Raw genomic sequence first — 25,582 nt, 5'->3', positions numbered from 1 at the left:
GGCCCCCTTGCCAGGAGCGGTTGTTCCGGTGCCGGGCTGAGATGTTCCGGTTGCCCCGATGGTTGTCCGGGACATGCGGGCAGACCTTCTGCTTCCCGTGCCGCCGACGGCAGACTGGGCGGATGGCCGATCCGTACGGAGTACCCCTGGCGGGTGCCGAGGCACCCGCGATTCCTGCGCTGCGCTGGGAGGAGCCGCCCGAGGGACCGGTGGTGGTCCTGCTGGATCAGACACGATTGCCCGCTGAAGAGACGGAGTTGGTCTGCACGGACGTGCCGGCTCTGGTCCACGCGATCCGGACACTGGCCGTGCGGGGCGCTCCGTTGCTCGGCATCGCCGGGGCGTACGGCGTCGCGCTGGCGGCCGCCCGTGGGTTCGACGTGGCCGATGCCGCCGCGTCCCTGGCGTACGCCCGGCCGACCGCCGTCAACCTCGCGTACGGCGTGCGGCGAGCGGTGGCCGCGTACGACGAGGCGCTGGCCGCCGGCAGGCCGCCCGAGAAGGCCGCGGCGGCCGCTCTGGCCGAGGCCAAGGCCGTGCACGCCGAGGACGCGCGGGCCAGCGCGCGGATGGCGGAGAACGGGCTGCGGCTGCTCAGTGAGCTGCTGCCGGGTGGCGGTCACCGCATCCTCACGCACTGCAACACCGGAGCGCTTGTCTCCGGGGGCGAGGGCACCGCCTTCGCGGTGGCGCTGGCGGCGCACCGGGCGGGAGAGCTGCGGCGCCTGTGGGTGGACGAGACCAGGCCGCTGCTGCAAGGCGGGCGACTGACCGCGTACGAAGCGGCGCGGGCGGGAATGGCCTACACAGTGCTGCCCGACGGGGCGGCGGGGTCGCTCTTCGCGGCGGGTGAGGTGGACGCCGTACTGATCGGCGCGGACCGGATCGCGGCGGACGGCGCGGTCGCCAACAAGGTGGGCAGTTACCCGCTGGCCGTGCTGGCGCGCTACCACCACGTGCCGTTCGTGGTGGTCGCCCCGACCACGACACTGGATCCGGAGACCGAGGAGGGTGCGTTGATCGAGGTGGAGCAGCGGGCCGGGCACGAAGTGACCGAAATCTCCCTGCCGCACATGTTCGCCCCCGGTGCGGAGGCGGGCGGTGTCGGGGTTCCGGTGACGCCACCGGGCGCGCAGGCCTACAACCCGGCCTTCGACGTCACTCCGGCCGAGCTGGTGACGGCGATCGTGACCGAGGCGGGCGTGGTCTCGCCGGTCACCCGTGACGGCCTCGCCGGGGTGTGTTCCACGTCACGATTCGGTAAGTCACGATCAGGTAATGGGATGATGGCCGAATGAAGGGACGCGTCCTGGTCGTCGACGACGACACCGCACTGGCAGAGATGCTCGGCATCGTGCTGCGCGGCGAAGGCTTTGAACCGTCGTTCGTGTCGGACGGCGACAAGGCGCTCGCCGCGTTCCGCGAGGCCAAGCCGGACCTCGTACTGCTCGACCTCATGCTGCCCGGACGGGACGGCATCGAGGTGTGCCGGCTGATCCGGGCCGAGTCCGGCGTGCCGATCGTGATGCTCACCGCGAAGAGCGACACCGTCGATGTCGTGGTCGGCCTCGAGTCCGGTGCGGACGATTACATCGTCAAGCCGTTCAAGCCCAAGGAGCTGGTGGCCCGGATCCGGGCCAGGCTGCGGCGGTCCGAGGAGCCCGCGCCGGAGCAGCTGGCCATCGGTGACCTGGTCATCGACGTGGCGGGGCACTCCGTGAAGCGGGACGGGCAGTCGATCGCACTGACGCCGCTGGAGTTCGACCTGCTGGTGGCGCTGGCGCGGAAGCCGTGGCAGGTCTTCACCCGTGAGGTGCTGCTGGAGCAGGTCTGGGGGTACCGCCACGCCGCGGACACCCGGCTGGTGAACGTCCACGTCCAGCGACTCCGCTCGAAGGTCGAGAAGGACCCTGAGCGCCCGGAGATCGTGGTGACGGTGCGCGGCGTCGGCTACAAGGCCGGGCCCAGCTGACATGCCCCGGGACGGTTCGGCTCCGGAGGGGACGCGGGGGCGGGCCGCTGACACGGCGGACGACATGTCCTTCTTCGAGCGCTTCGTGCGAGGCGGGCAGCAGCTGCTGCCGGACGGGGCCGGCACCGGGCCGGTCCACCCCATGCTGCGCCTCATCGGCCGCTGGGTGCGCCGGCCGCTGCTGCCCGCCATGCGTCTCTGGCGGCGCAACATCCAGCTACGGGTCGTCGCGACGACCCTGCTGATGTCGCTGGGCGTGGTGCTGCTGCTCGGCCTCGTGGTGATCGGCCAGGTACGGAACGGCCTGCTGGACGCCAAGCGGCAGGCCGCGCAGAGCCAGGCCGCCGGCGGGTTCGCCGTGGCGCAGCAGATGGCCGACGACGCCGGAGACACCCGCGGTGACGAGCCCCAGCGGCCCGGGAACCGCGGCGCGCAGGACTCCGCGACCTGGCTCACCAGCCTCGTCGAGCAGCTCGCGAGCGGCGGGCAGGGCGTATTCTCGGTGGTCGCGCTGAGCTCGGACTCCGCCGTCGAGCAGCCCTTCGTGGACGACAGCCCCGGCATCCGCGGCCCGCGTGCGTCGGGTGACGTGGACCCCGAGCGGAGCGTGCCGGCGGAGATGCGCCGGAAGCTGGACGAGAAGGGGGGCACGTACCGCGAGTACACCCGGATCAAGCGGGTCGGGTCCGACGAGGGCGAGCCGGCGCTGGTCATCGGCAAGCGCCTGGACGATGTCAACAGCAACCCGTACCAGCTCTACTACCTGTTCTCCTTCAGCCAGGAGGAGAAGTCGCTGAGCCTGGTGAAGGGCACGCTCGCCACGGCCGGGGTCTTCGTCGTGGTGCTGCTCGGCGCGATCGCCTGGCTGGTGGTGCGGCAGGTCGTCACCCCGGTACGGATGGCCGCGGGGATCTCCGAGCGGCTGGCCGCCGGGCTGCTGCAGGAGCGCATGAAGGTCACCGGTGAGGACGACATCGCGCGGCTGGGGGAATCGTTCAACAAGATGGCGCAGAACCTCCAGAGCAAGATCCAGCAGCTGGAGGCGCTCTCCCGGATGCAGCGCCGCTTCGTGTCCGACGTGTCGCACGAGCTGCGGACGCCGCTGACGACCGTACGGATGGCCGCGGACCTCATCCATGACGCGCGCGACGACTTCGACCCGGCGACCGCGCGCTCGGCGGAGCTGCTGCGCGGCCAGCTGGACCGGTTCGAGTCGCTGCTGGCGGACCTGCTGGAGATCAGCCGGTTCGACGCGGGAGCGGCCGCCCTGGAGGCCGAGCCGATAGACCTGCGGGACGTCGTCCACCGGGTCATCGAGGGCGCCGAACCGCTGGCCGAGGCCAAGGGCAGCCGCATCGTCGTACGCGGCGCCGAGTACCCCGTGGTCGCGGAGGCGGACGCCCGCCGTGTGGAGCGGGTGCTGCGCAATCTGGTGGTCAACGCGGTCGAGCACGGTGAGGGCCACGACATCGTCGTACGCCTGGCCTCCGCGGGCGGCCGCAGCGGCGGCGTGGTGGCCGTCGCGGTGCGCGACTACGGTGTCGGGCTCCGGCCCGGCGAGGCGACGCGGGTCTTCAACCGGTTCTGGCGCGCGGACCCGGCCAGGGCCCGTACGACCGGCGGTACGGGCCTCGGCCTGTCGATCGCGGTCGAGGACGCCCGGCTGCACGGTGGCTGGCTCCAGGCCTGGGGCGAGCCCGGTGGCGGCTCGCAGTTCCGGCTGACCCTGCCGCGGACGGCGGGCGAGGCGCTGCGCGGTTCGCCGATCCCGCTGGAGCCGGAGGACTCGCGGCGCAACCGCGCACGGAGCCGTGCGGCGGGCCACCGCGCCATCGAGGCACGCAAACCCACTGCCACGGTTCCGGCGCAGACCCAGGGCGGCAACGGTGCCGTGGGTGCCGGGCCGCACCCGAGCGGGAACGGTTCGACGGGAAACGGCGCGATGGGCAGTGGTGCGACGGGTAACGGGGGCACGCCGCACGACGGCGCTGCACCGTCCGCGGCTGCGTCTGAGCCCGCGCCCGAGTCGGTGCGGGTGTCCGAGGCCGTGCCTGCGTCCGCGGCAGCGCCTGACCGGAGCGCTGCGCACAACGGGGCAGGGCACGGCGGAGCGCCGCACCACGGGGCCGCCTCCGAGGGAGCGGAGCCTCGGGGGACGGAGACGGGCGAGGCGGCCGACGCCGGCATGCGGACCGACGCGCGTACTCCTACGGACACCGACACGCGGACCCGTACGGACGCGGACACGCGGACCCGTACGGACGCCCGTCCCCGTACGGGTGAGAACCGGGACGGCGAGGGACGACAGGAGGGCGAGCTTCGTGACCGGCGCTGAACGGAAGCGCGGCGGAGCACCGCGTGGCGGACGGCTGCGCGGGAGCGGACCCCGTACCGTCGCGGTGCTCGCCGCCGGGGCGATGCTGCTGGCCGGGTGCGCGTCGATGCCGGACAGTGGTGAGTCGCTGCCGGTCGACCAGGCCTCCCGTGCGGACGCCGACTCGCAGGTGCGGGTCTACGGCGTGCCGCCGCAGGACGGTGCGCAGCCGACCGACATCGTGCGCGGCTTCCTCGACGCGCTGACCAGCGACGAGGCCAACCTCCGTACGGCGAAGCAGTATCTGGCCGCGCCGGCCCGTAAGGCCTGGCAGCCGTTCGCGACCACCAAGGTGCTCCAGGAGCGCCCCAAGGCGACCCCGGAGGGCAGCCCGGCCAACCGTGAGGACGCCAAGGGCTTCACGGTCACCCTCGTGGGCACGCAGGTCGCCACCGTGGACCGTAAGCACGCCTACACGCCCGAGGAGAAGGCGTACCAGGAGACGATGCACCTGACCCGTGAGGACGGGCAGTGGCGCATCGACCGGCTGCCGAACGGCCTGGTGCTCGGCCTGCCGGACTTCCAGCGCATCTATCAGCCCGTCAACAAGTACTACTTCGCGGCCTACAAGTCCGAGGCGGGCGAGCCGAGGGCGGGCAAGAACGTGCTCGTCGCCGACCCCGTGTACCTCCGGCAGCGCATAGACCCCGTCACGGCCAGCGTGGACGCGCTGCTGCAGGGGCCGACCAACTGGCTGAACAAGGTGGCGACGTCCGCGTTCCCTAAGGACACGCACGTCACGCGGCCCACACTGACGCTGGACGACTCCAACGCGCTCCGGGTACGGCTGAGCAAGCAGGCGACCGGCGTCGACACCAACCAGTGCCGCAGGATGGCCGCTCAGGTGCTCTTCACGGTGCAGGGCATGGCGCGTGCCTCGAAGGTCAGCGAGGTGGAGCTGCAGACCGACGACGGCGACTCGCTGTGCGGGCTGGACCAGCAGGAGGCGGCGGACCGGTTCGGCCAGCAGGCCCGGATCCGGCGCACGGCCCTGGAGTACTACATCGACGGTGACCACCGGGTGGTCAGCATGACGGACTCCGTGACCGACGCGACGCCGGTGCCGGGGCCGCTGGGTACGGGGAAGATCGCGTTGCGTTCGGTGGGCGTCGCGCACGGGGAGTCGACCGCAGCGGGCGTCTCGCTCAACGGGCGTGCGTTGTACGTCGCCGATCTGGACGAGAAGGCCGACCGGGCCGAGGTGCGGCTGCGGAGCAAGGCGAAGAACGAGACGGACGGGCTGACCGCGCCGAGCTGGGACGGTCTGGGCGACCTGTGGGTCGCGAACCGGGACGGCGACGGGTCGCGGCTGCTGCGGCTCCGCTCGGGCAAGGGCGAGCCGCAGGAGGTCGCGGTGCCCGGGCTCGGGAAGCGGCGTATCAAGGCGATCAGGGTGGCGTCCGACGGCATCCGGATCGCGATGCTCATCGAGGACAAGGGGCGGACGACCCTGCAGCTGGGCCGGGTGGAACGCGGCGGTACGGCGATGAACCCCAAGCTGTCCGTCGAGGCGCTGCGCCCGATAGCGCCGCAGCTGGAGGACGTGGTGGCCGCTTCCTGGGCGGGCGACAGCCGGCTGGTCGTGGTGGGCCGGGAGTCCGGTGGGGTGCAGCAGATGCAGTTCATGGAGACGGACGGTTCGGCGTCCAACACGCAGACGCTGCCCGGCGTGAACGGCGTGCAGGCGGTCGCGGCGTCGGAGGACGAGAGCCGGCCGCTGATCGCGGACGCGGACGAGGGCATCGTCCGGCTGCCGCTGGACGCGAACTGGAAGACGGTGGCGACACGCGGGACGGCCCCGGTCTATCCGGGCTGAACCCAGTCCGTGCCGGGGCCCGGCTTGGGGACGGGACGGTGCCGGAGCGGTGCCGGGGCGGTTTCGAGGCCGGTGACGAGGCCGAGGACCGCCCCTGGCTACGGCTTCCGGCCACCTTGCCGGCCGGCACAGGCATCTCGCCATCCCGAGCTCGCAGGAGCCCGCCTGAGCTCGCCCGAGCCCGGCGCCGGCTGCGGGCTCAGATCTCAGCCGTCCGGACCGGAGCGGACCGGAGCGGACCGGCGCGGATGGGAGCTGCGCCGCAGCGGAACGTGACCGGCCCCCGCGTCTCCGTAACCGCCCGTTTCCGCAGGTGAAGCGCCTGTGCAGGCGCCTCGGCCCGCCTGCCCGCCGAAGTTGTCCACAGGGGTGGTGGGCGGGCGGCGAGGGCGGGACAGTGGAGACATGCGGGGGTTGTGGCGGGAATTCGCCGGGCTGGTTCTGCCGGTCGGCTGCGCGGGATGCGGCAGGCCGCGGACGGAGCTGTGCGAGGAATGCAGGCGGTCGCTGTACGCCGGGGGCGGGCAGGCGGCCGGGAGGCGGCGTGGGCCGCGGCGGGTGCGGCCGAGCCCGGCGCCGCCGGGGCTGCCGAGGGTGTACGCCGCTGCCGCGTACGCCGACGCGGTACGGGCGGTGCTCCTCGCGCACAAGGAGCGGGGCGCGCTGGCCCTGGCGGCGCCGCTGGGCGGGGCGCTGGCGGGGGCCGTGCGCGGCCTGCGGCCCGGGCCGGGGCCGCTGCTGCTGATACCCGTCCCGTCCGCCCCGAGGGCGGTGGCCGGGCGGGGCCACGACCCGGTGCGGAGGATCGCGCTGGCGGCGGCGCGGGAGCTGCGGCGCGGCGGGACCGGGGCGCGGGTGCTGGCGGCCCTGCGGCAGCGGCGGAGGGTGATCGATCAGGCGGGGCTCGGCGCGCGGCAGCGGCAGCTGAACCTCGCCGGAGCCCTGGAGGTCGCCGGTGGCGGGCGGCTGCTGCGGGGCGGATCGGTGGTGCTGGTGGACGACCTGATGACCACCGGAGCGTCGCTGGCCGAGGCGTCGCGGGCGGTCGGAGCGGCAGGAGGGAGGGTGGCCGGAGCGGCGGTCGTGGCGGCCTCGCCCGGCGCTTTCGAAATCAACTGGAACTGACCGAGAAAATTCATCGTTGCAGGTACTGAGGGCAAAAAATCACTCAAACGGAGCTAGCCCTCGTTAGGGGGTGCCGACAACCCACCGGGCGAGCTATGTTCGGTTGTGAGGACTTGGCAGACGCTTTGCCTCATATGCCGGATAGGTGCGGTTCCTGGTGCCGGCAGAGATGCTGAAAACGGCTGGAGTGGAGTCCTGGTACGTGGGGGAGAAGGAGGTGAAAGTCGCCAAGTCCGAGGCTTCGGCAACCACCGGAGCCTGGTGCAAGAAGGAATCACCCCGCTCATCGGGTGGAGTGATCCGGGAACGGAGTTCTGCGTGGACATCGTCGTCAAGGGCCGCAAGACCGAGGTGCCCGAGCGGTTCCGCAAGCACGTGGCCGAGAAGCTCAAGCTGGACAAGGTCCAGAAGCTCGACGGCAAGGTGATCAGCCTGGACGTCGAGGTGTCCAAGGAGCCCAACCCGCGGCAGGCCGACCGTTCCGACCGGGTGGAGATCACTCTCCGCTCCCGTGGCCCGGTGGTCCGGGCCGAGGCGGCCGCAGCCGACCCGTACGCCGCGCTCGATCTGGCCACGGCCAAGCTCGAGGCGCGACTCCGTAAGCAGCACGACAAGCGACACTCGCGGCGCGGCAGCGGACGCATCCCGGCCAGCGACGTGGCCGTGAGCGTTCCGGACGCGGCGCGGCTCAACACCAACGGCGAACTCGCCGCCCATGAGGCAGCCGCCGAGGAGAAGGTGCCCACCACCCGGATGGGATCGCTGGAGGTCCAGGGCGAAGGTCCCCTGGTCGTCCGCGAGAAGACCCACTCCGCAGCGCCCATGGCTCTCGACCAGGCGCTTTACGAGATGGAGTTGGTCGGACACGACTTCTACCTGTTCGTCGACGCCGACACCAAGCAGCCCAGCGTGGTCTACCGGAGGCACGCGTACGACTACGGCGTCATCCGTCTGAATTCCGATCCGTTCGCGGACGGAGCGCCCACCGATGCCGGAGGGGCGCTCGGCGGCTGATGCCACCGACGAGGTGCCCCCGGCGTGCGCCGGGGGCGCCATTGTGGCCGCTGTGAGCAGGAGTTGAGACCGTATAGTGTCTGTGCGGCCAGGGTGTTGGGACACGAGGCGACATGCCGGAGAGACGGTTTGTGTATGGCGCTGATCGGGCTGGCCGTAGCGGGCTGTTGTCAACCAGCCTTATGAGCAAGCTCAGGCCTTCCGGGCCGAGTAGTTGACGGGGAGGAACGATGGGGGACAGCTTCGGGCCCGTGCGCGACGAAGCGGACGATGACGGCGTCGGTACGGCCGACGGTGTCGGCTCGGACGCGGCAGCGTCCCGCAAGGAGCCGATCAGAGTCCTGGTGGTGGACGACCACGCACTCTTCCGGCGCGGCCTGGAGATCGTGCTGGCCCAGGAGGAGGACATCCAGGTCGTCGGCGAGGCAGGGGACGGTGCCGAGGCCGTGGACCAGGCCGCCGACCTGCTGCCGGACATCGTGCTGATGGACGTCAGGATGCCGCGGCGGGGCGGTATCGAGGCGTGTACCTCCATCAAGGAAGTGGCCCCCAGCGCGAAGATCATCATGTTGACGATCAGCGACGAGGAGGCCGACCTCTACGACGCGATCAAGGCGGGGGCCACGGGTTACCTCCTCAAGGAGATCTCCACCGACGAGGTGGCCACCGCGATCCGCGCGGTCGCGGACGGCCAGTCGCAGATCAGCCCCTCCATGGCGTCCAAACTCCTCACCGAGTTCAAGTCGATGATCCAGCGGACGGACGAGCGCCGGCTCGTTCCGGCGCCGCGGCTGACCGACCGCGAGCTGGAAGTGCTGAAGCTCGTCGCCACGGGCATGAACAACCGCGACATCGCCAAGGAACTCTTCATCTCCGAGAACACCGTGAAGAACCACGTCCGCAACATCCTGGAGAAGCTGCAGCTGCACTCCCGGATGGAAGCGGTGGTCTACGCGATGCGCGAGAAGATCCTGGAGATTCGCTAGCGGGCGAGCCGGGGTCACCGGCCTGCCCGCGGGGCGGGTCAGGCGGACAGCTCGGCGGTCAGGGCGGCGCGCAGGGCCGGGTCGTCGCAGCGGTCGACGCGGACACTGTCGCAGTCGACCCAGGCGGCGGCTTCCCGCAGGGCCTGGGCCATGGGGCGGACGGCCTTGGGCCCCTGCATCGAGACCTGGCGGGCCACGAGCGTCGTGCCCTCGCGGGCCGGGTCGACCCGGCCCATCAGCTTGCCGCCTGCCAGCAGGGGCATGGCGAAGTAACCGTGTATCCGCTTGGGCTTGGGGACGTACGCCTCCAGCCGGTGCGTGAAGGCGAACATCCGCTCGGTGCGCGGGCGGTCCCAGATCAGTGAGTCGAAGGGCGAGAGCAGGGTGGTGCGGTGCCGGCCGCGCGGCGGCTCGGCCAGCGCCGCCGGGTCGGCCCAGGCGGGCTTCCCCCATCCCTCGACCTCGACCGGTACCAGGCCCGTGTCCGCGATGACCGCGCTTACCTGCTCACTCTTGAGGCGGTGGTAGTCGGCCAGGTCGGCGCGGGTGGCCACGCCCAGCGCGGTCCCGGCCTGCGCGACCAGGCGGCGGACGCACTCGGTGTCGTCCAGGTCGTCGTGCAGCAGGTCGTCGGGGACGGCGCGCTCGGCGAGGTCGTACACCCGCTTCCAGCCACGGCGCTCCGTGCAGACGACCTCGCCCGTGTCGAGCAGCCACTCCACGGCGATCTTCGTCTCGGACCAGTCCCACCACTCCCCGCCGTTCCGCCCGCCGCCCAGCTGGGTGGTGGTCAGCGGGCCGTCGGCCTTCAGCCGGTCCAGGACGGCGGCGCACGAGCGCTCGGAGTCCTTCATGACATGCCAGCGGTGGCCGCGCGCCCGCATGGCCCGGCGCCGGAACGCGAAGTGCGGCCACTCCTCGACGGGCAGGATGCAGGCGGCGTGCGACCAGTACTCGAAGCTGTGCGGCGCGTACGCGGCGCCCGACGCGGCGGCGGAGTCCCCGTCCGGGCGCGGTGTCCAGTACGCGGATTCCACGGCCGTGCGGCCGACCGCGCCGAGGCGGGCGTACGGGATCAGCTCATGGGAGCGGGCGAGCACGGAGATCGTGTCGAGCTGCACGGCGCCGAGGCGGCGGAGGACCCCGCGCACGCCCGCGCGCCGGTCGGGAGCGCCCAGGAATCCCTGGGCGCGGAGCGCGAGGCGGCGCGCTTCGTCGGCGGACAGACTGGTCACGGGCTGCGCTGCAGGCACGGCTGTCATGCCGATCAGAGTAGGACCGGCCACTGACAACGGTACGGAGAATCGATCATTCGTTCCCGTGGTCGGCCGGGCGGGCGGCGGCCGAGGCGCGGCCCTCGTAGGGCAGGTACGGCGTCTCCGAGGTGAGCCCCAGGTCGGAGGGGAGGAGGGAGCCGGCCCAGGCGTCGCGGCGGGTGCCCCGGTGGAGGATCTTCGCGCGGAGCGTGCCCTCCATGCGGAAACCGGCCTTCAGGGCGACGGCCCGGGAGGCTTCGTTGCCGGCCTCCGCGTACCACTCCATGCGTTCCACCCCGAGGTCGGTGAACGCCCAGCGCACGATCGCGCGGGCGGCTTCGGCGGTGTACCCGCGGCCGCGCTGCTCCTTGACCGACCAGTACCCGAGCTCGGCCTGCAGCTCGGGCGGCGCCAGTTCGCGCAGCCGTACCAGGCCCGCCGAGCCGACCAGCGTCCCGTCGCCCGCCGCGCGGCCGTCCTCCTTGAGCGTCACGGCGAACGTGTACGTGGTGTCCTCGCGCCAGCCCCTGGCGGTGAACGGGCCCACGAAGTCCTCCGCGTGCGCGTGCGTGTACGGGGAGGGGACGGTCGTCCAGCGAGGGATGTCGGGGTCCTGGCAGGCGGCGTGCACGGCCGCGGCGTCGGCGGGCCGGAAGGGGCGCAGGACGAGCCGTTGGGTGGTGAGGGTGACGGGTTCCATGCCAGGCAGTGTGCTTATTGGCCGCGGCGGGGGCGAAGGAATTACGCTGCGCTCCGGGCGCGCCCGGACCCGCGGTACTCAGGCAGGACGTGGCATGCGTGGCGCGCCGGACCCGCCGTCGTCGAGCGCGTGCGCAGGAACATGTTCCGGCCGCGCACCGGCACCTTCTGCGGACCTCGCGCGTTGTCGTAGCGAGAGGACGAGGAGAAGGGACCGGAAGTGTCGTAGCGAGTCGTGGAAAGTTGTGGAGAAGGGACAGGGGCCTTCGGGCGACGGACCTCCCTGCGTAGCGGGGTCCTCCCTTACGATGGCCGTTGCGGCGGGGCCTGCCCCTTGGAAAAATGCCGCGCCCGCGCACCGACCGTGCACAGGCCCGACCGGCGAGGAGACCAGCCCAAGTGTCCGTCTTGACGAAGATCATGCGTGCAGGCGAAGGCAAGATCCTGCGCAAACTGCACCGCATCGCGGGCCAGGTCAACTCCATCGAAGAAGACTTCGTCAAACTCTCCGACGCCGAGCTGCGGGCCCTCACCGACGAGTACAAGGAGCGGTACGCCGACGGCGAGAGCCTGGACGACCTGCTCCCCGAGGCGTTCGCGACCGTCCGTGAGGCGGCCAAGCGCGTGCTCGGCCAGCGTCACTACGACGTCCAGCTGATGGGCGGCGCCGCGCTGCACCTCGGGTACGTCGCCGAGATGAAGACCGGTGAGGGCAAGACCCTGGTCGGCACCCTGCCCGCGTATCTGAACGCGCTGTCCGGCAAGGGCGTCCACCTCATCACGGTCAACGACTACCTGGCCGAGCGCGACTCCGAGATGATGGGCCGGGTCCACAAGTTCCTGGGCCTGAGCGTCGGTTGCATCCTGGCGAACATGACGCCGGCGCAGCGCCGTGAGCAGTACAACTGCGACATCACCTACGGCACGAACAACGAGTTCGGCTTCGACTACCTCCGCGACAACATGGCGTGGTCGAAGGACGAGCTGGTCCAGCGCGGGCACAACTTCGCGATCGTCGACGAGGTCGACTCCATCCTGGTCGACGAGGCCCGTACGCCGCTGATCATCTCCGGTCCGGCGGACTCCGCGACGAAGTGGTACGGCGACTTCGCCAAGCTGGTCAAGCGCCTGAAGAAGGGCGAGGCGGCCAACCCGCAGCGCGGCATCGAGGAGACCGGCGACTACGACGTCGACGAGAAGAAGCGCACGGTCGGCATCCACGAGTCCGGTGTCAGCAAGGTCGAGGACTGGCTGGGCATCGACAACCTCTACGAGTCGGTCAACACCCCGCTCGTCGGTTATCTGAACAACGCCATCAAGGCGAAGGAACTGTTCAAGAAGGACAAGGACTACGTCGTCATCGACGGCGAGGTCATGATCGTCGACGAGCACACCGGCCGTATCCTCGCCGGCCGCCGCTACAACGAGGGCATGCACCAGGCGATCGAGGCGAAGGAAGGGGTGGAGATCAAGGACGAGAACCAGACGCTCGCCACGATCACCCTCCAGAACTTCTTCCGCCTCTACGACAAGCTCTCCGGCATGACCGGTACGGCCATGACCGAGGCGGCCGAGTTCCACCAGATCTACAAGCTCGGCGTCGTCCCGATCCCGACGAACAAGCCGATGATCCGCAAGGACCAGGCGGACCTGATCTACCGCACCGAGGTCGCCAAGTTCAACGCGGTCGTCGAGGACATCGTCGAGAAGCACGAGAAGGGCCAGCCGATCCTGGTCGGCACGACCTCGGTCGAGAAGTCCGAGTACCTCTCGCAGCAGCTCAACAAGCGCGGCGTGGCCCATGAGGTGCTCAACGCCAAGCAGCACGACCGGGAGGCGTCGATCGTCGCCCAGGCCGGCCGTAAGGGCTCCGTCACGGTCGCGACGAACATGGCAGGCCGCGGTACGGACATCAAGCTCGGCGGCAACCCCGACGACATGGCCGAGACCGAGCTGCGCCGGATGGGCCTGGACCCGGTGGAGAACGCCGAGGAGTGGGCGGCCGCGCTGCCTGCGGCCCTGGAGAAGGCCGAGGCCGCGGTCAAGGCGGAGTTCGAGGAGGTCAAGGAGCTCGGCGGGCTCTACGTCCTCGGTACGGAGCGGCACGAGTCGCGTCGTATCGACAACCAGCTGCGTGGCCGTTCCGGCCGTCAGGGCGACCCCGGCGAGTCCCGCTTCTACCTCTCCCTCGGCGACGACCTGATGCGCCTCTTCAAGGCCCAGATGGTCGAGCGCGTGATGGCCATGGCCAACGTGCCCGACGACGTGCCGATCGAGAACAAGATGGTCACGCGGGCCATCGCCTCCGCGCAGTCCCAGGTCGAGCAGCAGAACTTCGAGACGCGGAAGAACGTCCTGAAGTACGACGAGGTGCTCAACCGCCAGCGCGAGGTCATCTACGGCGAGCGTCGCCGCGTCCTGGAGGGCGAGGACCTCCAGGAGCAGGTCAAGCACTTCATGGACGACACCATCGACGCCTACATCCAGGCGGAGACGGTCGAGGGCTTCGCCGAGGAGTGGGACCTGGACCGGCTGTGGGGCGCGTTCAAGCAGCTGTACCCGGTCAAGGTGACCGTGGAGGAGCTGGAGGACGAGGCCGGGGACCGGGCCGGGATCACCGCCGAGTTCATCGCCGAGGCGATCAAGGACGACATCCACGAGCAGTACGCCAAGCGCGAGGAGCAGCTCGGCTCGGACATCATGCGCGAGCTGGAGCGCCGCGTGGTGCTGTCCGTCCTGGACCGCAAGTGGCGCGAGCACCTCTACGAGATGGACTACCTCCAGGAGGGCATCGGCCTGCGGGCGATGGCCCAGAAGGACCCGCTGGTCGAGTACCAGCGTGAGGGCTTCGACATGTTCACCGCCATGATGGAGGGCATCAAGGAGGAGTCCGTCGGCTACCTGTTCAACCTGGAGGTCCAGGTCGAGCAGCAGGTCGAGGAGGTCCCGGTGGCGGACGCCGAGGAGCGGACCTCGCTGGACAAGGACGTGCAGGACGCGGTGCCGGCGCAGGCCGGGGCCCGGCCGGAGATCCACGCCAAGGGGCTGGACGCGCCGCAGCGCCCGGACCGGCTGCACTTCTCCGCGCCGACGGTGGACGGCGAGGGCGGGGTCGTCGAGGGTGACTTCGCCACCGACGCCGTGCCCTCGGGCCAGACCCGCTCGGAGTCGGACGGCATGACGCGTGCCGAGCGCCGCAAGGCGCAGAAGGGCGGCCGGCGCCGCAAGAAGTGACCTGGCCGGTTCGACCGGCGGGGTACGGGAGGCCGGGGTGCCGCAGCGACGGCTGCGGTGCCCCGGCCTCCCGCATGGGCGCCGTGTGGTCAGGTGGTCCGGTCCCAGACCGTGAGGGACGGGCCGATGTCCAGGGCGGCGCACCGCCAGCGGGCGTCGCGGCCGCGTTCGAGGCGGAAGGCGAGGGCCCGTACGCGTTCTCCGGCGGAGATCCGGGCGAAGGCCTCGATGACCCCGCGCCGCGGGCAGTACACGCCGCATTCGCGGACCTGGGGCTCGGGGGCGCGGTGGTACGGCCCGGCGGGACGCAGCGGGGTCTGCGGGGCGAGTTCCACGAGCCGGTCGTACGCGGCGGGCAGCGCGTGGCCCAGCAGCGCGTGTACGGGGCGCCGGCCGCTCAGGGTGAGCACCAGCTGATCGGCGAACCAGCGGTGCGGCAGCCGCTCGGCGGCGCGGCGGCGGGCCGCGCCCTGCGGGAGACGGTGCGCGGTCTGCGGGGTGCGGGGTCCGCCGGGGCGGCGGCTGTCGCGGCGGGTGCCGGGGCGGCTCGGTACGCCGGGCCGGGGCGGTGGCGGCGTACGCCTGGCCGCCCTGCCGCCCGCGGCCGCCGTGGCCGCGGCCGACGCGGCAGCTGCGGTCCTGGGCGCGGGCAAGGCGGCCGCGCCGCCGTCCCCGGCGGCCGGCGCCGTGTTCGCCGATGTGGCTGTGGCTGTGGCTGTCGTCGAGTGCGTGGACGCGATCGTGGTCATGGCGGACCTCCCCCGTTCCGCCCGGCCCCGCGGGATACCGGGCAGTAGCTTTTTCGGTGGGGCTCTTCTACCGAGGCGGGCGGAGGGGCGGCAAGGAGCCCGGAGGCGCGGCGGCGGGGGTCGGCGAATTCACCTATCCGGGTGACGGGCGGGGTGCGAGGAGGACGGGAGCCGGTCGGGCAGAGGTGTCCGCAGGGCGGCCTCCGGGGCGTACCGGCAGCACGAAGGGGGACCCGCGCCCGTATGCTGGCTGCCTGCGCCCGATCGGAGCAGCCACCAGTCCCAGCAGTCCGAAACGAAAGCGGCGGCCATGCGTGTCTACGTCCCCCTGACCCTCTCCGGTCTCGCAGAGGCGTACAAGGCGGGTGAGCTGGGCTCCGGTCCGCTGGAGGCCTTCGCCGTCACGCCCGCGCTGCGCGAGTGGTACGTCTCGGACGACATCGAGGAGCTGGAGTACGCCGCGCTGAACCGCGCCGCCCAGGCCTCGCTGCGGCTGCTGGCCACCGACCCGCAGGCCGCGCGGCGGCGCGTCGTGGTGGCCGTCGACGTCGCCGACGGTGCCGCGTCCGTGGACCCCGACCGGGGGCTGGACAAGTCGGCGCTGGGCGTGGTGCGGGTGGCCGGGCCGGTGCCGATGAAGAAGGCGGCCGCCGTGCACGTCGATTCCGACGACGCGGAGCCGGACGTCACCGCGGCCGCGGCGGCGCTGGGCGCGGCGGACCAGGGTGACGACGACGCGCAGTTCACGGTGGACGGTGCCGAGGACCACGAGCTGATGTGGTTCGGCGTGCAGGAGATCCCGAACCTGATCGGCTGACGGCGGGCCGTCGGCGTCGGGGCGTCGGTGCCGGCCGTCCGCCTGAGGGCGTGAGCTGCGGCTTCGCCGCCTGGCGGCAAGATTGTCAGTGGCCGTGGGTACCTTTCTCGCATGGGGAAGCACGCGACGCACATCGTCTGGGACTGGAACGGCACGCTCTTCCACGACATCGACGCCGTGATCGCGGCGACCAATGCCGCGTTCGGTGAGATCGGTCTGCCCCCGATCACCCTCGAGCGCTACCGCGAGCTGTACTGCGTGCCGATCCCGCGGTTCTACGAGCGGCTGATGGGCCGGCTGCCGACGGACGCCGAGTGGGTGGTCATGGACGAGGCGTTCCACCGGCACTACACCCTCCAGCGGGCGGCGTGCGCGCTCGCGGAGGGCGTGGAGACGCTGCTGGAGAGCTGGGCGACGGCGGGGCGCAGCCAGTCGATCCTCAGCATGTACGGCCATGACGAGCTGCTGCCGCTGGTCCGGGGCTTCGGCATCGAGTCGCATTTCATACGCGTGGACGGCCGGACCGGGCCGTCCGGAGGCAGCAAGAGCACGCACATGGTGCGGCATCTCGCGGCGCTGGAGAGCGAGCGCGTCGACCCCGGCCGTACGGTCGTCATCGGTGATGCCGTGGACGACGCGCTGGCGGCCCGGCACGCGGGGGCGCACGCGGTGCTCTACACGGGCGGTTCGCACAGCCGCGCCAGCCTTCTGGAGGCCGGGGTGCCGGTCGTCGACAGCCTGGCGGAGGCCGTCCTGACGGCGGAGCGCCTGGCCCTCTGAGCGGTCGGACCGCGCTTCCCGCTCTGCCGGGGGGGCCGGGCGCTCAGCGGCCCGGCTCCCCGGCAGCGGCCGTCAGCCCGCCGGTGCCTTGGCGCGGAGCACCTTCAGGAATTCGCGCATCCAGCCGGAGTGGTCCGGCCAGGCGCGGGAGGAGACCAGGGTGCCGTCGACGACGACCTCGGAGTCGCGGAAGCCGGCGCCCGCGGCCTGCATGTCCATCTCCAGCGCGGGATAGCAGGTGACCCGGCGGCCGTTCAGGAGGCCCAGCGCGGCGGTCAGCAGGGGGCCGTGGCAGATCTGGGCGACCGGCTTGTCGGCGTCGAAGAAGGCCTTGACGACCTTGCGCAGCTCGGCGTCGTTGCGCAGGTACTCGGGGGCCCGGCCGCCGGGGATCACCAGGGCGGCGTAACTCCCCGGGTCGACTTCGGAGAACGCCAGGTCGGCCGGCCAGGTGTAGCCGGGCTTCTCGGTGTAGGTGTCGAAACCCGGTTCGAAGTCATGGACGACGAAGCGCAGGGTCTTGCGTGCCGGGGCGGCGATGTGGACGTCGTACCCCTCTTCGCGCAGTCGCTGATACGGGTACAGGACCTCCAGCCCCTCCGCCGCGTCCCCGGTGACGATCAGGATTTTGGCTGCCATGGCGTACCTCCGCGCGGCTCGCTTCCGACTCCGTACCGCTCAAGGTCCTCCGGTCGGCAGCGCTTGCCAAGACCCCCTGCGACCGTACGAGAGGGACCGGACCGGGCGCGTCTCTGTCCATACCGGCAAAGAACCGGGTGTGGTTTTGTACACACAAGGCCCATGACGACCACCCGGGCAGGAGCGATAGCCTGGCAGTGTGATCAGCGCGATAACCCGCGGGGGCGTCGAGGCCTCTGCTCCGCGCCCGGGATGCGACCGTGCCCGGGCGGCCGTTGATCATTCTCGTTACGGCCAGGTGCCAGGAATGCCAAATCTGGCCAATTCCGCCCCGGTCGCCCCTCATCGCGGCATAGCGTCGAAGACGACCGGACACGCCCCCGGGCCCCTCCCGGGGTTCCCTTACGCGTCGGTCCGGCGTTGTGCCGTGCCCACTCATTTCCACAACGTCACGCAACGGCGCGCGACAGGAGCCAGAGGACATGCAGACCAAGCTGGACGAAGCCAAGACCGAGCTGCTCACGAAGGCGGCCAGGGTCGCTGAGAGCGGACCGGCGGGAGGGCAGTCACCGGTACCGGGCCTGGACCCGGACACCCTCAGCGGATACCTCCAGCGCTACTACCTGCACACCGCCCCGGAGGACCTGACCGGGCGGGACCCGGTCGACGTCTTCGGCGCGGCGCTGTCGCACTACCGCCTCGCGGGCACCCGGCCGCAGGGCACGGCGAACGTCAGAGTGCACACCCCGACCGTCGAGGAGAACGGCTGGACGTGCAGCCACTCCGTCGTCGAGGTCGTGACCGACGACATGCCCTTCCTCGTGGACTCGGTCACCAACGAGCTGTCGCGGCAGAACCGCGGCATCCACGTCGTGATCCACCCGCAGGTCGTCGTCCGGCGTGACGTCACCGGCAAGCTGATCGAGATCCTGGACGCCGAGGACGAGGCGCACGGCACCCCCGGCAAGGGCAAGGACTCCGAGCTGCCGCACGACGCGCTCGTGGAGTCCTGGATCCATGTGGAGATCGACCGGGAGACCGACCGCGAGGACCTCAAGCAGATCACCGCCGATCTGCTCCGGGTCCTCAACGACGTGCGCGAGGCCGTCGAGGACTGGGAGAAGATGCGCGACGCCGCGCTGCGCATCTCCGACGAGCTGCCCGTCGAGCCCACCGCCGACGACCTGCGGGACCAGGAGATCGAGGAGGCGCGGGAGCTGCTGCGGTGGCTGGCCGCCGACCACTTCACGTTCCTCGGGTACCGCGAGTACGAGCTGACCTCGGCGCCCGGTGAGGCCGACGGCGAGGAGGACGTGCTCACCGCCGTGCCCGGCACCGGCCTGGGCATCCTGCGCTCGGACCCCCAGCACCACGAGGACGACGAGGGCCACCCCGTCTCCCCGTCCTTCAACCGGCTCCCGAAGGACGCCCGCAAGAAGGCCCGCGAGCACAAGCTGCTGATCCTCACCAAGGCGAACAGCCGCGCGACCGTGCACCGGCCGAGCTACCTCGACTACGTCGGCGTGAAGAAGTTCGACGCGCAGGGCAACGTCGTCGGTGAGCGGCGCTTCCTGGGCCTGTTCTCGTCCGCCGCGTACACCGAGTCCGTGCGCCGGGTGCCGGTCATCCGCCGCAAGGTGACCGAGGTGCTGGAGGGCGCCGGCTTCTCGCCCAACAGCCACGACGGCCGCGACCTGCTCCAGATCCTGGAGACCTACCCGCGCGACGAACTGTTCCAGACCCCGGTCGACCAGCTGCGCGCCATCGCCACCAGCGTGCTCTACCTCCAGGAGCGCCGCCGGCTGCGGCTGTACCTGCGCCAGGACGAGTACGGGCGCTACTACTCCGCGCTGGTCTACCTCCCGCGGGACCGCTACACCACCGGCGTCCGGCTGCGCCTGATCGAGATCCTCAAGGAGGAGCTCGGCGGCACCAGCGTCGACTTCACGGCCTGGAACACCGAGTCGATCCTCTCCCGGCTGCACTTCGTCATCCGTGTCACGCCGGGCGCCGCGCTGTCCGACCTCACCGACGCCGACGTGGACCGCATCGAGGCGCGGCTGGTGGAGGCGGCCCGCTCCTGGGCGGACGGCTTCGCCGAGGCGCTGAACGCCGAGTGCGGCGAGGAGCGCGCGTCCGAGCTGCTGCGCCGGTACGCGCAGGCCTTCCCCGAGGGCTACAAGGCCGACAACTCCCCGCGCGCCGCGGTCGCCGACCTCCAGCACCTGGAGAAGCTGCGCACCGCCGAGGACGGCCGGGACTTCGAGGTCAGCCTGTACGAGCCGGTCGGCGCCGGCCCCGGCGAGCGCCGCTTCAAGATCTACCGCACCGGCGACCCCGTCTCGCTGTCGAAGGTGCTGCCGCTGCTGAACCGTCTCGGCGTCGAGGTCGTCGACGAGCGGCCGTACGAGCTGCGCTGCCCGGACCGGTCCAGCTCCTGGATCTACGACTTCGGCCTGCGGATGCCGGAGCGGCCGAACGGCGACGACTACCGCGAGCGCTTCCAGGACGCCTTCACGGCGGTGTGGACGGGCCGCGCGGAGAGCGACAACTTCAACAAGCTGGTGCTGGGCGCGGGCCTGGACTGGCGGCAGGCGATGGTGCTGCGCGCGTACGCGAAGTACCTGCGGCAGGCCGGCTCGACCTTCAGCCAGACGTACATGGAGGACACCCTCTCCCACAACGTCCACACCACCCGGCTGCTGGTCCACCTCTTCGAGGCGCGGATGGCCCCGGCCCGGCAGCGGGCCGGCACGGAACTGATCGACGGGCTGCTGGAGGAGCTGGACGGCGCGCTGGACCAGGTGGCCTCGCTGGACGAGGACCGCATCCTGCGGTCGTTCCTCACCGTCATCAAGGCGACGCTGCGCACCAACCACTTCCAGAAGGACAGCAACGGTGAGCCGCATGCCTACCTGTCGCTGAAGCTGGACCCGCAGGCCATCCCGGACCTGCCGGCGCCCCGCCCGGCGTACGAGATCTGGGTGTACTCGCCGCGCGTGGAGGGCGTCCACCTGCGGTTCGGCAAGGTGGCGCGCGGTGGTCTGCGCTGGTCGGACCGGCGCGAGGACTTCCGTACGGAGATCCTCGGCCTGGTCAAGGCGCAGATGGTCAAGAACACCGTCATCGTGCCGGTCGGCGCGAAGGGCGGCTTCGTCGGCAAGCAGCTGCCGGACCCGGCGGTGGACCGGGACGCGTGGCTGGCCGAGGGCATCGCCTCGTACAAGACCTTCATCTCCGGTCTGCTGGACATCACCGACAACCTCGTCGGCGGCGAGGTCGTGCACCCGGAGGACGTCGTCCGGCACGACGGGGACGACACCTACCTCGTCGTCGCGGCCGACAAGGGCACCGCGAAGTTCTCCGACATCGCCAACGAGGTCGCCGAGGACTACGGCTTCTGGCTGGGCGACGCCTTCGCCTCCGGCGGTTCGGCGGGCTACGACCACAAGGGCATGGGCATCACCGCGCGCGGTGCCTGGGAGTCGGTCAAGCGGCACTTCCGGGAGCTGGGCACGGACACCCAGTCCGAGGACTTCACGGTCGTCGGCGTCGGTGACATGTCCGGTGACGTGTTCGGCAACGGCATGCTGCTCTCCGAGCACATCCGGCTGGTGGCCGCCTTCGACCACCGGCACATCTTCCTCGACCCGAACCCGGACGCGGCGACCTCGTACGCCGAGCGCCGCCGCCTCTTCGAGCTGCCCCGCTCCTCCTGGGCGGACTACAACAAGGAGCTGCTGTCGCAGGGCGGCGGCATCCACCCGCGTACCGCCAAGTCCATCCCGGTCAACCAGCACGTCCGTGCCGCGCTGGGCATCGACGCGGGCGTCACGAAGATGACCCCGAACGACCTGATGAAGGCCATCCTCCAGGCGCCGGTGGACCTGCTGTGGAACGGCGGCATCGGGACGTACGTGAAGTCCTCGGCCGAGTCGAACGCGGACGTCGGCGACAAGTCCAACGACGCCATCCGGGTCGACGGCCAGGACCTGCGGGTCAAGGTCGTCGGTGAGGGCGGCAACCTGGGCCTGACCCAGCTGGGCCGTATCGAGTTCGCCGTGAACGGCGGCCGGATCAACACCGACGCGATCGACAACAGCGCCGGCGTGGACACCTCCGACCACGAGGTGAACATCAAGATCCTGCTGAACTCCGTGGTGTCCAACGGGGACATGACGGTCAAGCAGCGCAACAAGCTGCTCGCCGAGATGACCGACGAGGTCGGCGAGCTGGTGCTGCGCAACAACTACGCGCAGAACGTCGCCCTTTCGCTGGCCCTCGCGCAGTCCTCCAGCATGCTGCACGCGCAGCAGCGGTTCATGCGGCGGCTGGTGCGCGACGGGCACCTGGACCGGGCGCTGGAGTTCCTGCCCACCGACCGGCAGATCCGGGAGCGGCTGACCAACGGCCGGGGCCTGACCCAGCCGGAGACCGCGGTCCTGCTGGCGTACACCAAGATCACGGTGGCGGACGCGCTGATCAAGACCGGGCTGCCGGACGACCCGTACTTCGCGCACCTGCTGCACGCGTACTTCCCGTCGGCGCTGCGCGAGCGCTTCCCCGAGCAGGTCGACCAGCACGCCCTGCGCCGCGAGATCACCACGACGGTGCTGGTCAACGACACCGTCAACTCCGGTGGTACGAGCTTCCTGCACCGCATGCAGGAGGAGACCGGCGCTTCCCTGGAAGAGGTCGTCCGGGCGCACACCGCCGCCCGCGCGATCTTCAACCTGGGCCAGGTCTGGGACGACGTCGAGGCGCTGGACAACGAGGTGCCCGCCGAGGTGCAGACCCGCATCCGGCTGCACTCCCGGCGGCTGGTCGAGCGCGGCACCCGCTGGCTGCTCAACAACCGCCCGCAGCCGCTGGAGCTGTCCAACACCATCGATTTCTTCCGCGACCGGGTCGGCACGGTCTGGGCCGAGCTGCCCAAGCTGCTGCAGGGCAGCGACATCGAGTGGTACGAGTCGATCCTCGGCGAGATGACCGAGGCGGGCGTGCCGGAGGAGGTGGCGCACCGGGTGGCGGGCTTCTCGTCGGTCTTCCCGGCGCTGGACATCGTGGCCATCGCCGACCGCACCGGCAAGGAGCCGCTGGACGTCGCCGAGGTCTACTACGACCTGGGTGACCGGCTGCGCATCAACCAGCTCCTGGACCGCATCCTGGAGCTGCCGCGCAGCGACCGCTGGCAGTCGATGGCCCGGGCGGCCATCCGCGAGGACCTCTTCGCCGCGCACGCCGCGCTGACCGCCGACGTCCTCTCGGCGGGCAACGGCAACGCCACGCCCGAGCAGCGGTTCAAGGCGTGGGAGGAGAAGAACGCCGCGATCCTGGGCCGGGCGCGGGCCACCCTGGAGGAGATCGAGGGTTCGGACTCCTTCGACCTGGCCAACCTCTCGGTCGCGATGCGCACCATGCGGACGCTGCTGCGGCAGCACAGCTGACGGCCTGGGAAAGGCCCCGGAGCTCCTGCTCCGGGGCCTTTCCAAAGCCTGCCGAACGCCTACTTCTTGGTGAAGGCCTCGTACTCCTTGAGGACGTCCGCGGTGGGGCCGTCCATGACCAGCTCGCCCTTCTCCAGCCACAGCACCCGGTCGCAGGTGTCCCGGATGGACTTGTTGTTGTGGCTGACCAGGAAGACCGTGCCGGCCTCCTTGCGCAGCTCGCGGATGCGGGCCTCGGAGCGCTTCTGGAACTTCCGGTCGCCGGTGGCCAGCGCCTCGTCGATCATCAGCACGTCGTGGTCCTTGGCCGCGGCGATGGAGAACCGCAGCCGGGCCGCCATGCCCGAGGAGTAGGTGCGCATCGGCAGGCTGATGAAGTCGCCCTTCTCGTTGATCCCGGAGAAGTCGACGATGTCCTGGTAGCGCTCGCGGACCTGGTCCCGGGACATGCCCATGGCCAGCCCGCCCAGGATGACGTTGCGCTCGCCGGTCAGATCGTTCATCAGGGCCGCGTTCACGCCCAGCAGGGAGGGCTGGCCGTGGGTGTAGACATGGCCCCGCTCGGCCGGCAGCAGCCCGGCCACCGCCTTGAGCAGGGTGGACTTGCCCGACCCGTTGGTGCCGATCAGGCCGATCGACTCGCCCCGGTAGGCGGTGAAGGACACGCCCTTGACCGCGTGCACCTCCCGCACCCCGGTCGACGGCTTGCGGCGGATGATCCGGTTCAGTGCCGCGGTGGCGCTGCCCCGGCCCGCGCCCGAGCCGTAGACCCGGTACACGATGTGCAGATCATCGGCGATGACGGTGGGAATGCGCTCCTCGGCGGCCGCTGCCGCCTCCACCGCCGGCTGCTCCAGTTCGGTGCTCTGCTGCTCAGCCACGGCCGTACCGCTCCTCCGCCTTCCAGAAGTACACGAAGCCCACCAGGCCCATCACGACCGCCCAGCCCAGCGCCAGCGCCCACACGTGCGGCGGCAGGTCGTGGTGGGTGAAGGAGTCGATGAGCGCGAAGCGCATCAGGTCGATGTAGACCGCGGCCGGGTTCACGTCCAGCAGGAAGTGCACGAAGCCCGGGATGTTCTTGCCCTGGGTCACATGGCTGATGCTGTACATGACGCCGGAGGCGTACATCCAGGTGCGCAGGATGAACGGCATCAGCTGCGCGAGGTCCGGGGTCTTGCTGCCCAGCCGCGCCATGATCATGGCGAGCCCGGTGTTGAAGACGAACTGCAGGCACAGCGCGGGGATCGCGAGCAGCCAGGACCAGCCGGGGACCTGCCGGAAGGCGAGCAGGATGACGACCAGCACGCCCATGGAGAACATGAGCTGCTTGAGCTGCATCAGGCAGAACGAGATCGGCAGGCAGGCGCGCGGGAAGTGCAGCGCGCGGACCAGGCCGAGGTTGCCCGAGATGGACCGTGTCCCCGCCAGCACCGAGCTCTGCGTGAAGGTGAAGATGAAGACGCCGGTGACCAGGAACGGGATGTAGTCGTCCACGCCCCGGTTCGTTCCCAGCAGCAGGCCGAAGATCAGGAAGTAGACCAGCGCGTTCAGCAGGGGCGTCACGACCTGCCACAGCTGGCCCAGCTTGGCCTGGCTGTACTGGGCGGTCAGCTTTGCGCTGGAGAACGCGGAGATGAAGTGGCGCCGCTGCCACAGCTGCCGGACGTACGAGGGGAGCGACGGGCGGCGGCCGCTGACGGAGAGGCCGTACCGCTCGGCGAGGGCGCGCGGATCGGGGTCCGGCGGGGCGGCGGGGACCGGACGCGTGAGGGTCTGAGACATCAGTCCGCTTTCGTGCGTGGACGCGGGCGCTGCGGGGGTGGTGGCACCGCGAGGCTGAGGAACTCACGACGAGACGGCTCCGTATCGTCGCAACCCGAGAGTAGGGCGCCGGTACGTCGAAACGCAACCGTCCCGTCGCGACGCTATGCTCCCTGCATGGCAAAGGACCCAGCACCGTCGGAAGCGGCATCCCCGACGACGGCGGAACGGCTCGCGCCGCCGGGCCGACCCGCGCCGTCGCCGCGCCGGGCGCCGGCCGGCGCCGCCGTGCTGCGCGAGGAGAAGACCGCCGCCATCCGGGCCGCGGTCTTCGCTGAGCTGGCGGCCGTCGGGTTCGGCAGGATGTCGATCGAGGGCATCGCGCGGCGGGCGGGGGTCGGCAAGACCGCCGTGTACCGCCGCTGGCGCTCCAAACTGCACCTGGTACTGGACGTGGTCACCGCGCTGGCCGCCGAGGGCATGCCGGTGCCCGACACCGGCACGCTGCGCGGCGACGTACGGATGCTGCTGGAGGTGGCGTCCCGGGCGCTGCGCCATCCGATGGCCGCGCAGATCATCCCGGACCTGCTGGCGGAGGCGGCGCGCAGCCCGGAGATCGCCGAGGCGCTGCGGAGTGCGTTGCACGACAGCCAGGAGTCCATGACGCGGGCGATGGTCGGGCGCGCGGTGTCGCGTGGCGAACTCCCGGAGGGCATCGACGTACGTCTGGCCCTCGATCTGATCACCGGGCCGCTGTACTGGCGGGTGGTGGTCCTTCGGGGGGACCTGCCCAAGGGGTACCTGGACGAGCTGGCCGCCGCCGTGGCGACGGCGCTCGGTGCGCGGGGCGCGTAGCGCCGTTTCGGCAGGGGGCGCGGTTTCGACTGCGGGCCGTCTGTGGCTGAGCGCG

The 25,582-nt window shown here is 71.1% G+C and carries 18 protein-coding genes; 12 read left to right on the top strand and 6 right to left on the bottom strand.

Annotated features, from left to right (window positions below; translation table 11 throughout):
• Nucleotides 1-122: 122 nt before the first annotated feature.
• From mtnA to AAC944_RS15020, 7 genes are all read left to right on the top strand, one after another.
• Nucleotides 123-1,298 carry an S-methyl-5-thioribose-1-phosphate isomerase gene (gene mtnA / locus AAC944_RS15050; RefSeq protein ID WP_030625191.1) on the top strand — a complete coding sequence of 392 codons (1,176 nt, stop codon included), beginning with the start codon at nucleotides 123-125 and terminating at the stop codon, nucleotides 1,296-1,298.
• Complete coding sequence (mtrA, locus tag AAC944_RS15045) at nucleotides 1,295-1,972, top strand: two-component system response regulator MtrA (RefSeq protein WP_030250475.1); 678 nt, start codon at nucleotides 1,295-1,297, stop codon at nucleotides 1,970-1,972. The genes mtnA and mtrA overlap by 4 nt, the downstream gene beginning before the upstream one ends.
• 64 nt (nucleotides 1,973-2,036) lie before the next feature.
• A complete protein-coding gene (gene mtrB / locus AAC944_RS15040) occupies nucleotides 2,037-4,307 on the top strand; it encodes an MtrAB system histidine kinase MtrB (protein WP_368397195.1) in 2,271 nt (756 codons plus the stop codon).
• Entirely contained in the window at nucleotides 4,294-6,162 is a 1,869-nt protein-coding gene (locus tag AAC944_RS15035; RefSeq protein WP_030625176.1) for an LpqB family beta-propeller domain-containing protein, read from the top strand. Before mtrB ends, AAC944_RS15035 begins: the two co-directional genes overlap by 14 nt.
• Before the next feature lie 405 nt (nucleotides 6,163-6,567).
• Complete coding sequence (locus AAC944_RS15030) at nucleotides 6,568-7,287, top strand: ComF family protein (RefSeq protein WP_030625174.1); 720 nt, start codon at nucleotides 6,568-6,570, stop codon at nucleotides 7,285-7,287.
• A gap of 318 nt (nucleotides 7,288-7,605) precedes the next feature.
• A complete protein-coding gene (gene hpf, locus AAC944_RS15025) occupies nucleotides 7,606-8,301 on the top strand; it encodes a ribosome hibernation-promoting factor, HPF/YfiA family (RefSeq protein WP_030625171.1) in 696 nt (231 codons plus the stop codon).
• Between the two features lie 230 nt (nucleotides 8,302-8,531).
• Nucleotides 8,532-9,287, top strand: coding sequence for a response regulator (locus tag AAC944_RS15020; protein ID WP_030625168.1), 756 nt, complete (start codon nucleotides 8,532-8,534; stop codon nucleotides 9,285-9,287).
• Nucleotides 9,288-9,325: 38 nt separating this feature from the next.
• Here AAC944_RS15020 and AAC944_RS15015 read toward each other — a convergent pair whose 3' ends face one another.
• Both AAC944_RS15015 and AAC944_RS15010 read right to left on the bottom strand, forming a co-directional pair.
• Complete coding sequence (locus tag AAC944_RS15015) at nucleotides 9,326-10,549, bottom strand: winged helix-turn-helix domain-containing protein (protein ID WP_030625166.1); 1,224 nt, start codon at nucleotides 10,547-10,549, stop codon at nucleotides 9,326-9,328.
• A 46-nt stretch (nucleotides 10,550-10,595) separates the two neighbouring features.
• Nucleotides 10,596-11,243, bottom strand: a complete 648-nt coding sequence (locus AAC944_RS15010; protein ID WP_037773665.1) for a GNAT family N-acetyltransferase — start codon at nucleotides 11,241-11,243, stop codon at nucleotides 10,596-10,598.
• Nucleotides 11,244-11,641: 398 nt separating this feature from the next.
• Between AAC944_RS15010 and secA the strand changes: the two genes are divergently transcribed.
• A complete protein-coding gene (secA, locus tag AAC944_RS15005; RefSeq protein ID WP_030625160.1) occupies nucleotides 11,642-14,476 on the top strand; it encodes a preprotein translocase subunit SecA in 2,835 nt (944 codons plus the stop codon).
• 89 nt (nucleotides 14,477-14,565) lie between these two features.
• On the opposite strand, the gene AAC944_RS15000 is transcribed toward secA, so the two are convergent.
• Nucleotides 14,566-15,225, bottom strand: a complete 660-nt coding sequence (locus AAC944_RS15000) for an Rv3235 family protein (RefSeq protein ID WP_030625156.1) — start codon at nucleotides 15,223-15,225, stop codon at nucleotides 14,566-14,568.
• Between the two features lie 310 nt (nucleotides 15,226-15,535).
• Here AAC944_RS15000 and AAC944_RS14995 point away from each other — a divergent pair, with 310 nt between their 5' ends.
• Together AAC944_RS14995 and AAC944_RS14990 are read left to right on the top strand one after the other, a co-directional pair.
• On the top strand, nucleotides 15,536-16,042 hold the full coding sequence (locus AAC944_RS14995; RefSeq protein ID WP_030625153.1) for a DUF6912 family protein: 507 nt from the start codon (nucleotides 15,536-15,538) through the stop codon (nucleotides 16,040-16,042).
• A 111-nt stretch (nucleotides 16,043-16,153) separates the two neighbouring features.
• Nucleotides 16,154-16,822 (top strand): HAD family hydrolase, encoded by a 669-nt coding sequence (locus AAC944_RS14990; RefSeq protein ID WP_030625150.1) that lies wholly within the window; start codon nucleotides 16,154-16,156, stop codon nucleotides 16,820-16,822.
• Nucleotides 16,823-16,894: 72 nt separating this feature from the next.
• Here the strand turns inward: AAC944_RS14990 and AAC944_RS14985 are convergent, their stop codons facing one another.
• Nucleotides 16,895-17,461, bottom strand: a complete 567-nt coding sequence (locus AAC944_RS14985; RefSeq protein ID WP_030625147.1) for a DJ-1/PfpI family protein — start codon at nucleotides 17,459-17,461, stop codon at nucleotides 16,895-16,897.
• A gap of 482 nt (nucleotides 17,462-17,943) precedes the next feature.
• Here AAC944_RS14985 and AAC944_RS14980 point away from each other — a divergent pair, with 482 nt between their 5' ends.
• A complete protein-coding gene (locus tag AAC944_RS14980; RefSeq protein ID WP_030625144.1) occupies nucleotides 17,944-22,908 on the top strand; it encodes an NAD-glutamate dehydrogenase in 4,965 nt (1,654 codons plus the stop codon).
• A 59-nt stretch (nucleotides 22,909-22,967) separates the two neighbouring features.
• On the opposite strand, the gene AAC944_RS14975 is transcribed toward AAC944_RS14980, so the two are convergent.
• Together AAC944_RS14975 and AAC944_RS14970 are read right to left on the bottom strand one after the other, a co-directional pair.
• Nucleotides 22,968-23,765, bottom strand: a complete 798-nt coding sequence (locus AAC944_RS14975; RefSeq protein ID WP_438272828.1) for an ABC transporter ATP-binding protein — start codon at nucleotides 23,763-23,765, stop codon at nucleotides 22,968-22,970.
• Nucleotides 23,766-23,781: 16 nt separating this feature from the next.
• Nucleotides 23,782-24,693, bottom strand: coding sequence for an ABC transporter permease (locus tag AAC944_RS14970; RefSeq protein WP_368397194.1), 912 nt, complete (start codon nucleotides 24,691-24,693; stop codon nucleotides 23,782-23,784).
• A gap of 156 nt (nucleotides 24,694-24,849) precedes the next feature.
• Here AAC944_RS14970 and AAC944_RS14965 point away from each other — a divergent pair, with 156 nt between their 5' ends.
• Nucleotides 24,850-25,527, top strand: coding sequence for a TetR/AcrR family transcriptional regulator (locus tag AAC944_RS14965; protein ID WP_078888557.1), 678 nt, complete (start codon nucleotides 24,850-24,852; stop codon nucleotides 25,525-25,527).
• The last annotated feature ends 55 nt before the right edge of the window (nucleotides 25,528-25,582 follow it).

Origin of the sequence: Streptomyces sclerotialus, from assembly GCF_040907265.1 — a bacterium.
GTDB lineage: Bacteria > Actinomycetota > Actinomycetes > Streptomycetales > Streptomycetaceae > Streptomyces > Streptomyces sclerotialus.
This window is presented reverse-complemented; position numbering and strand designations above follow the sequence as displayed.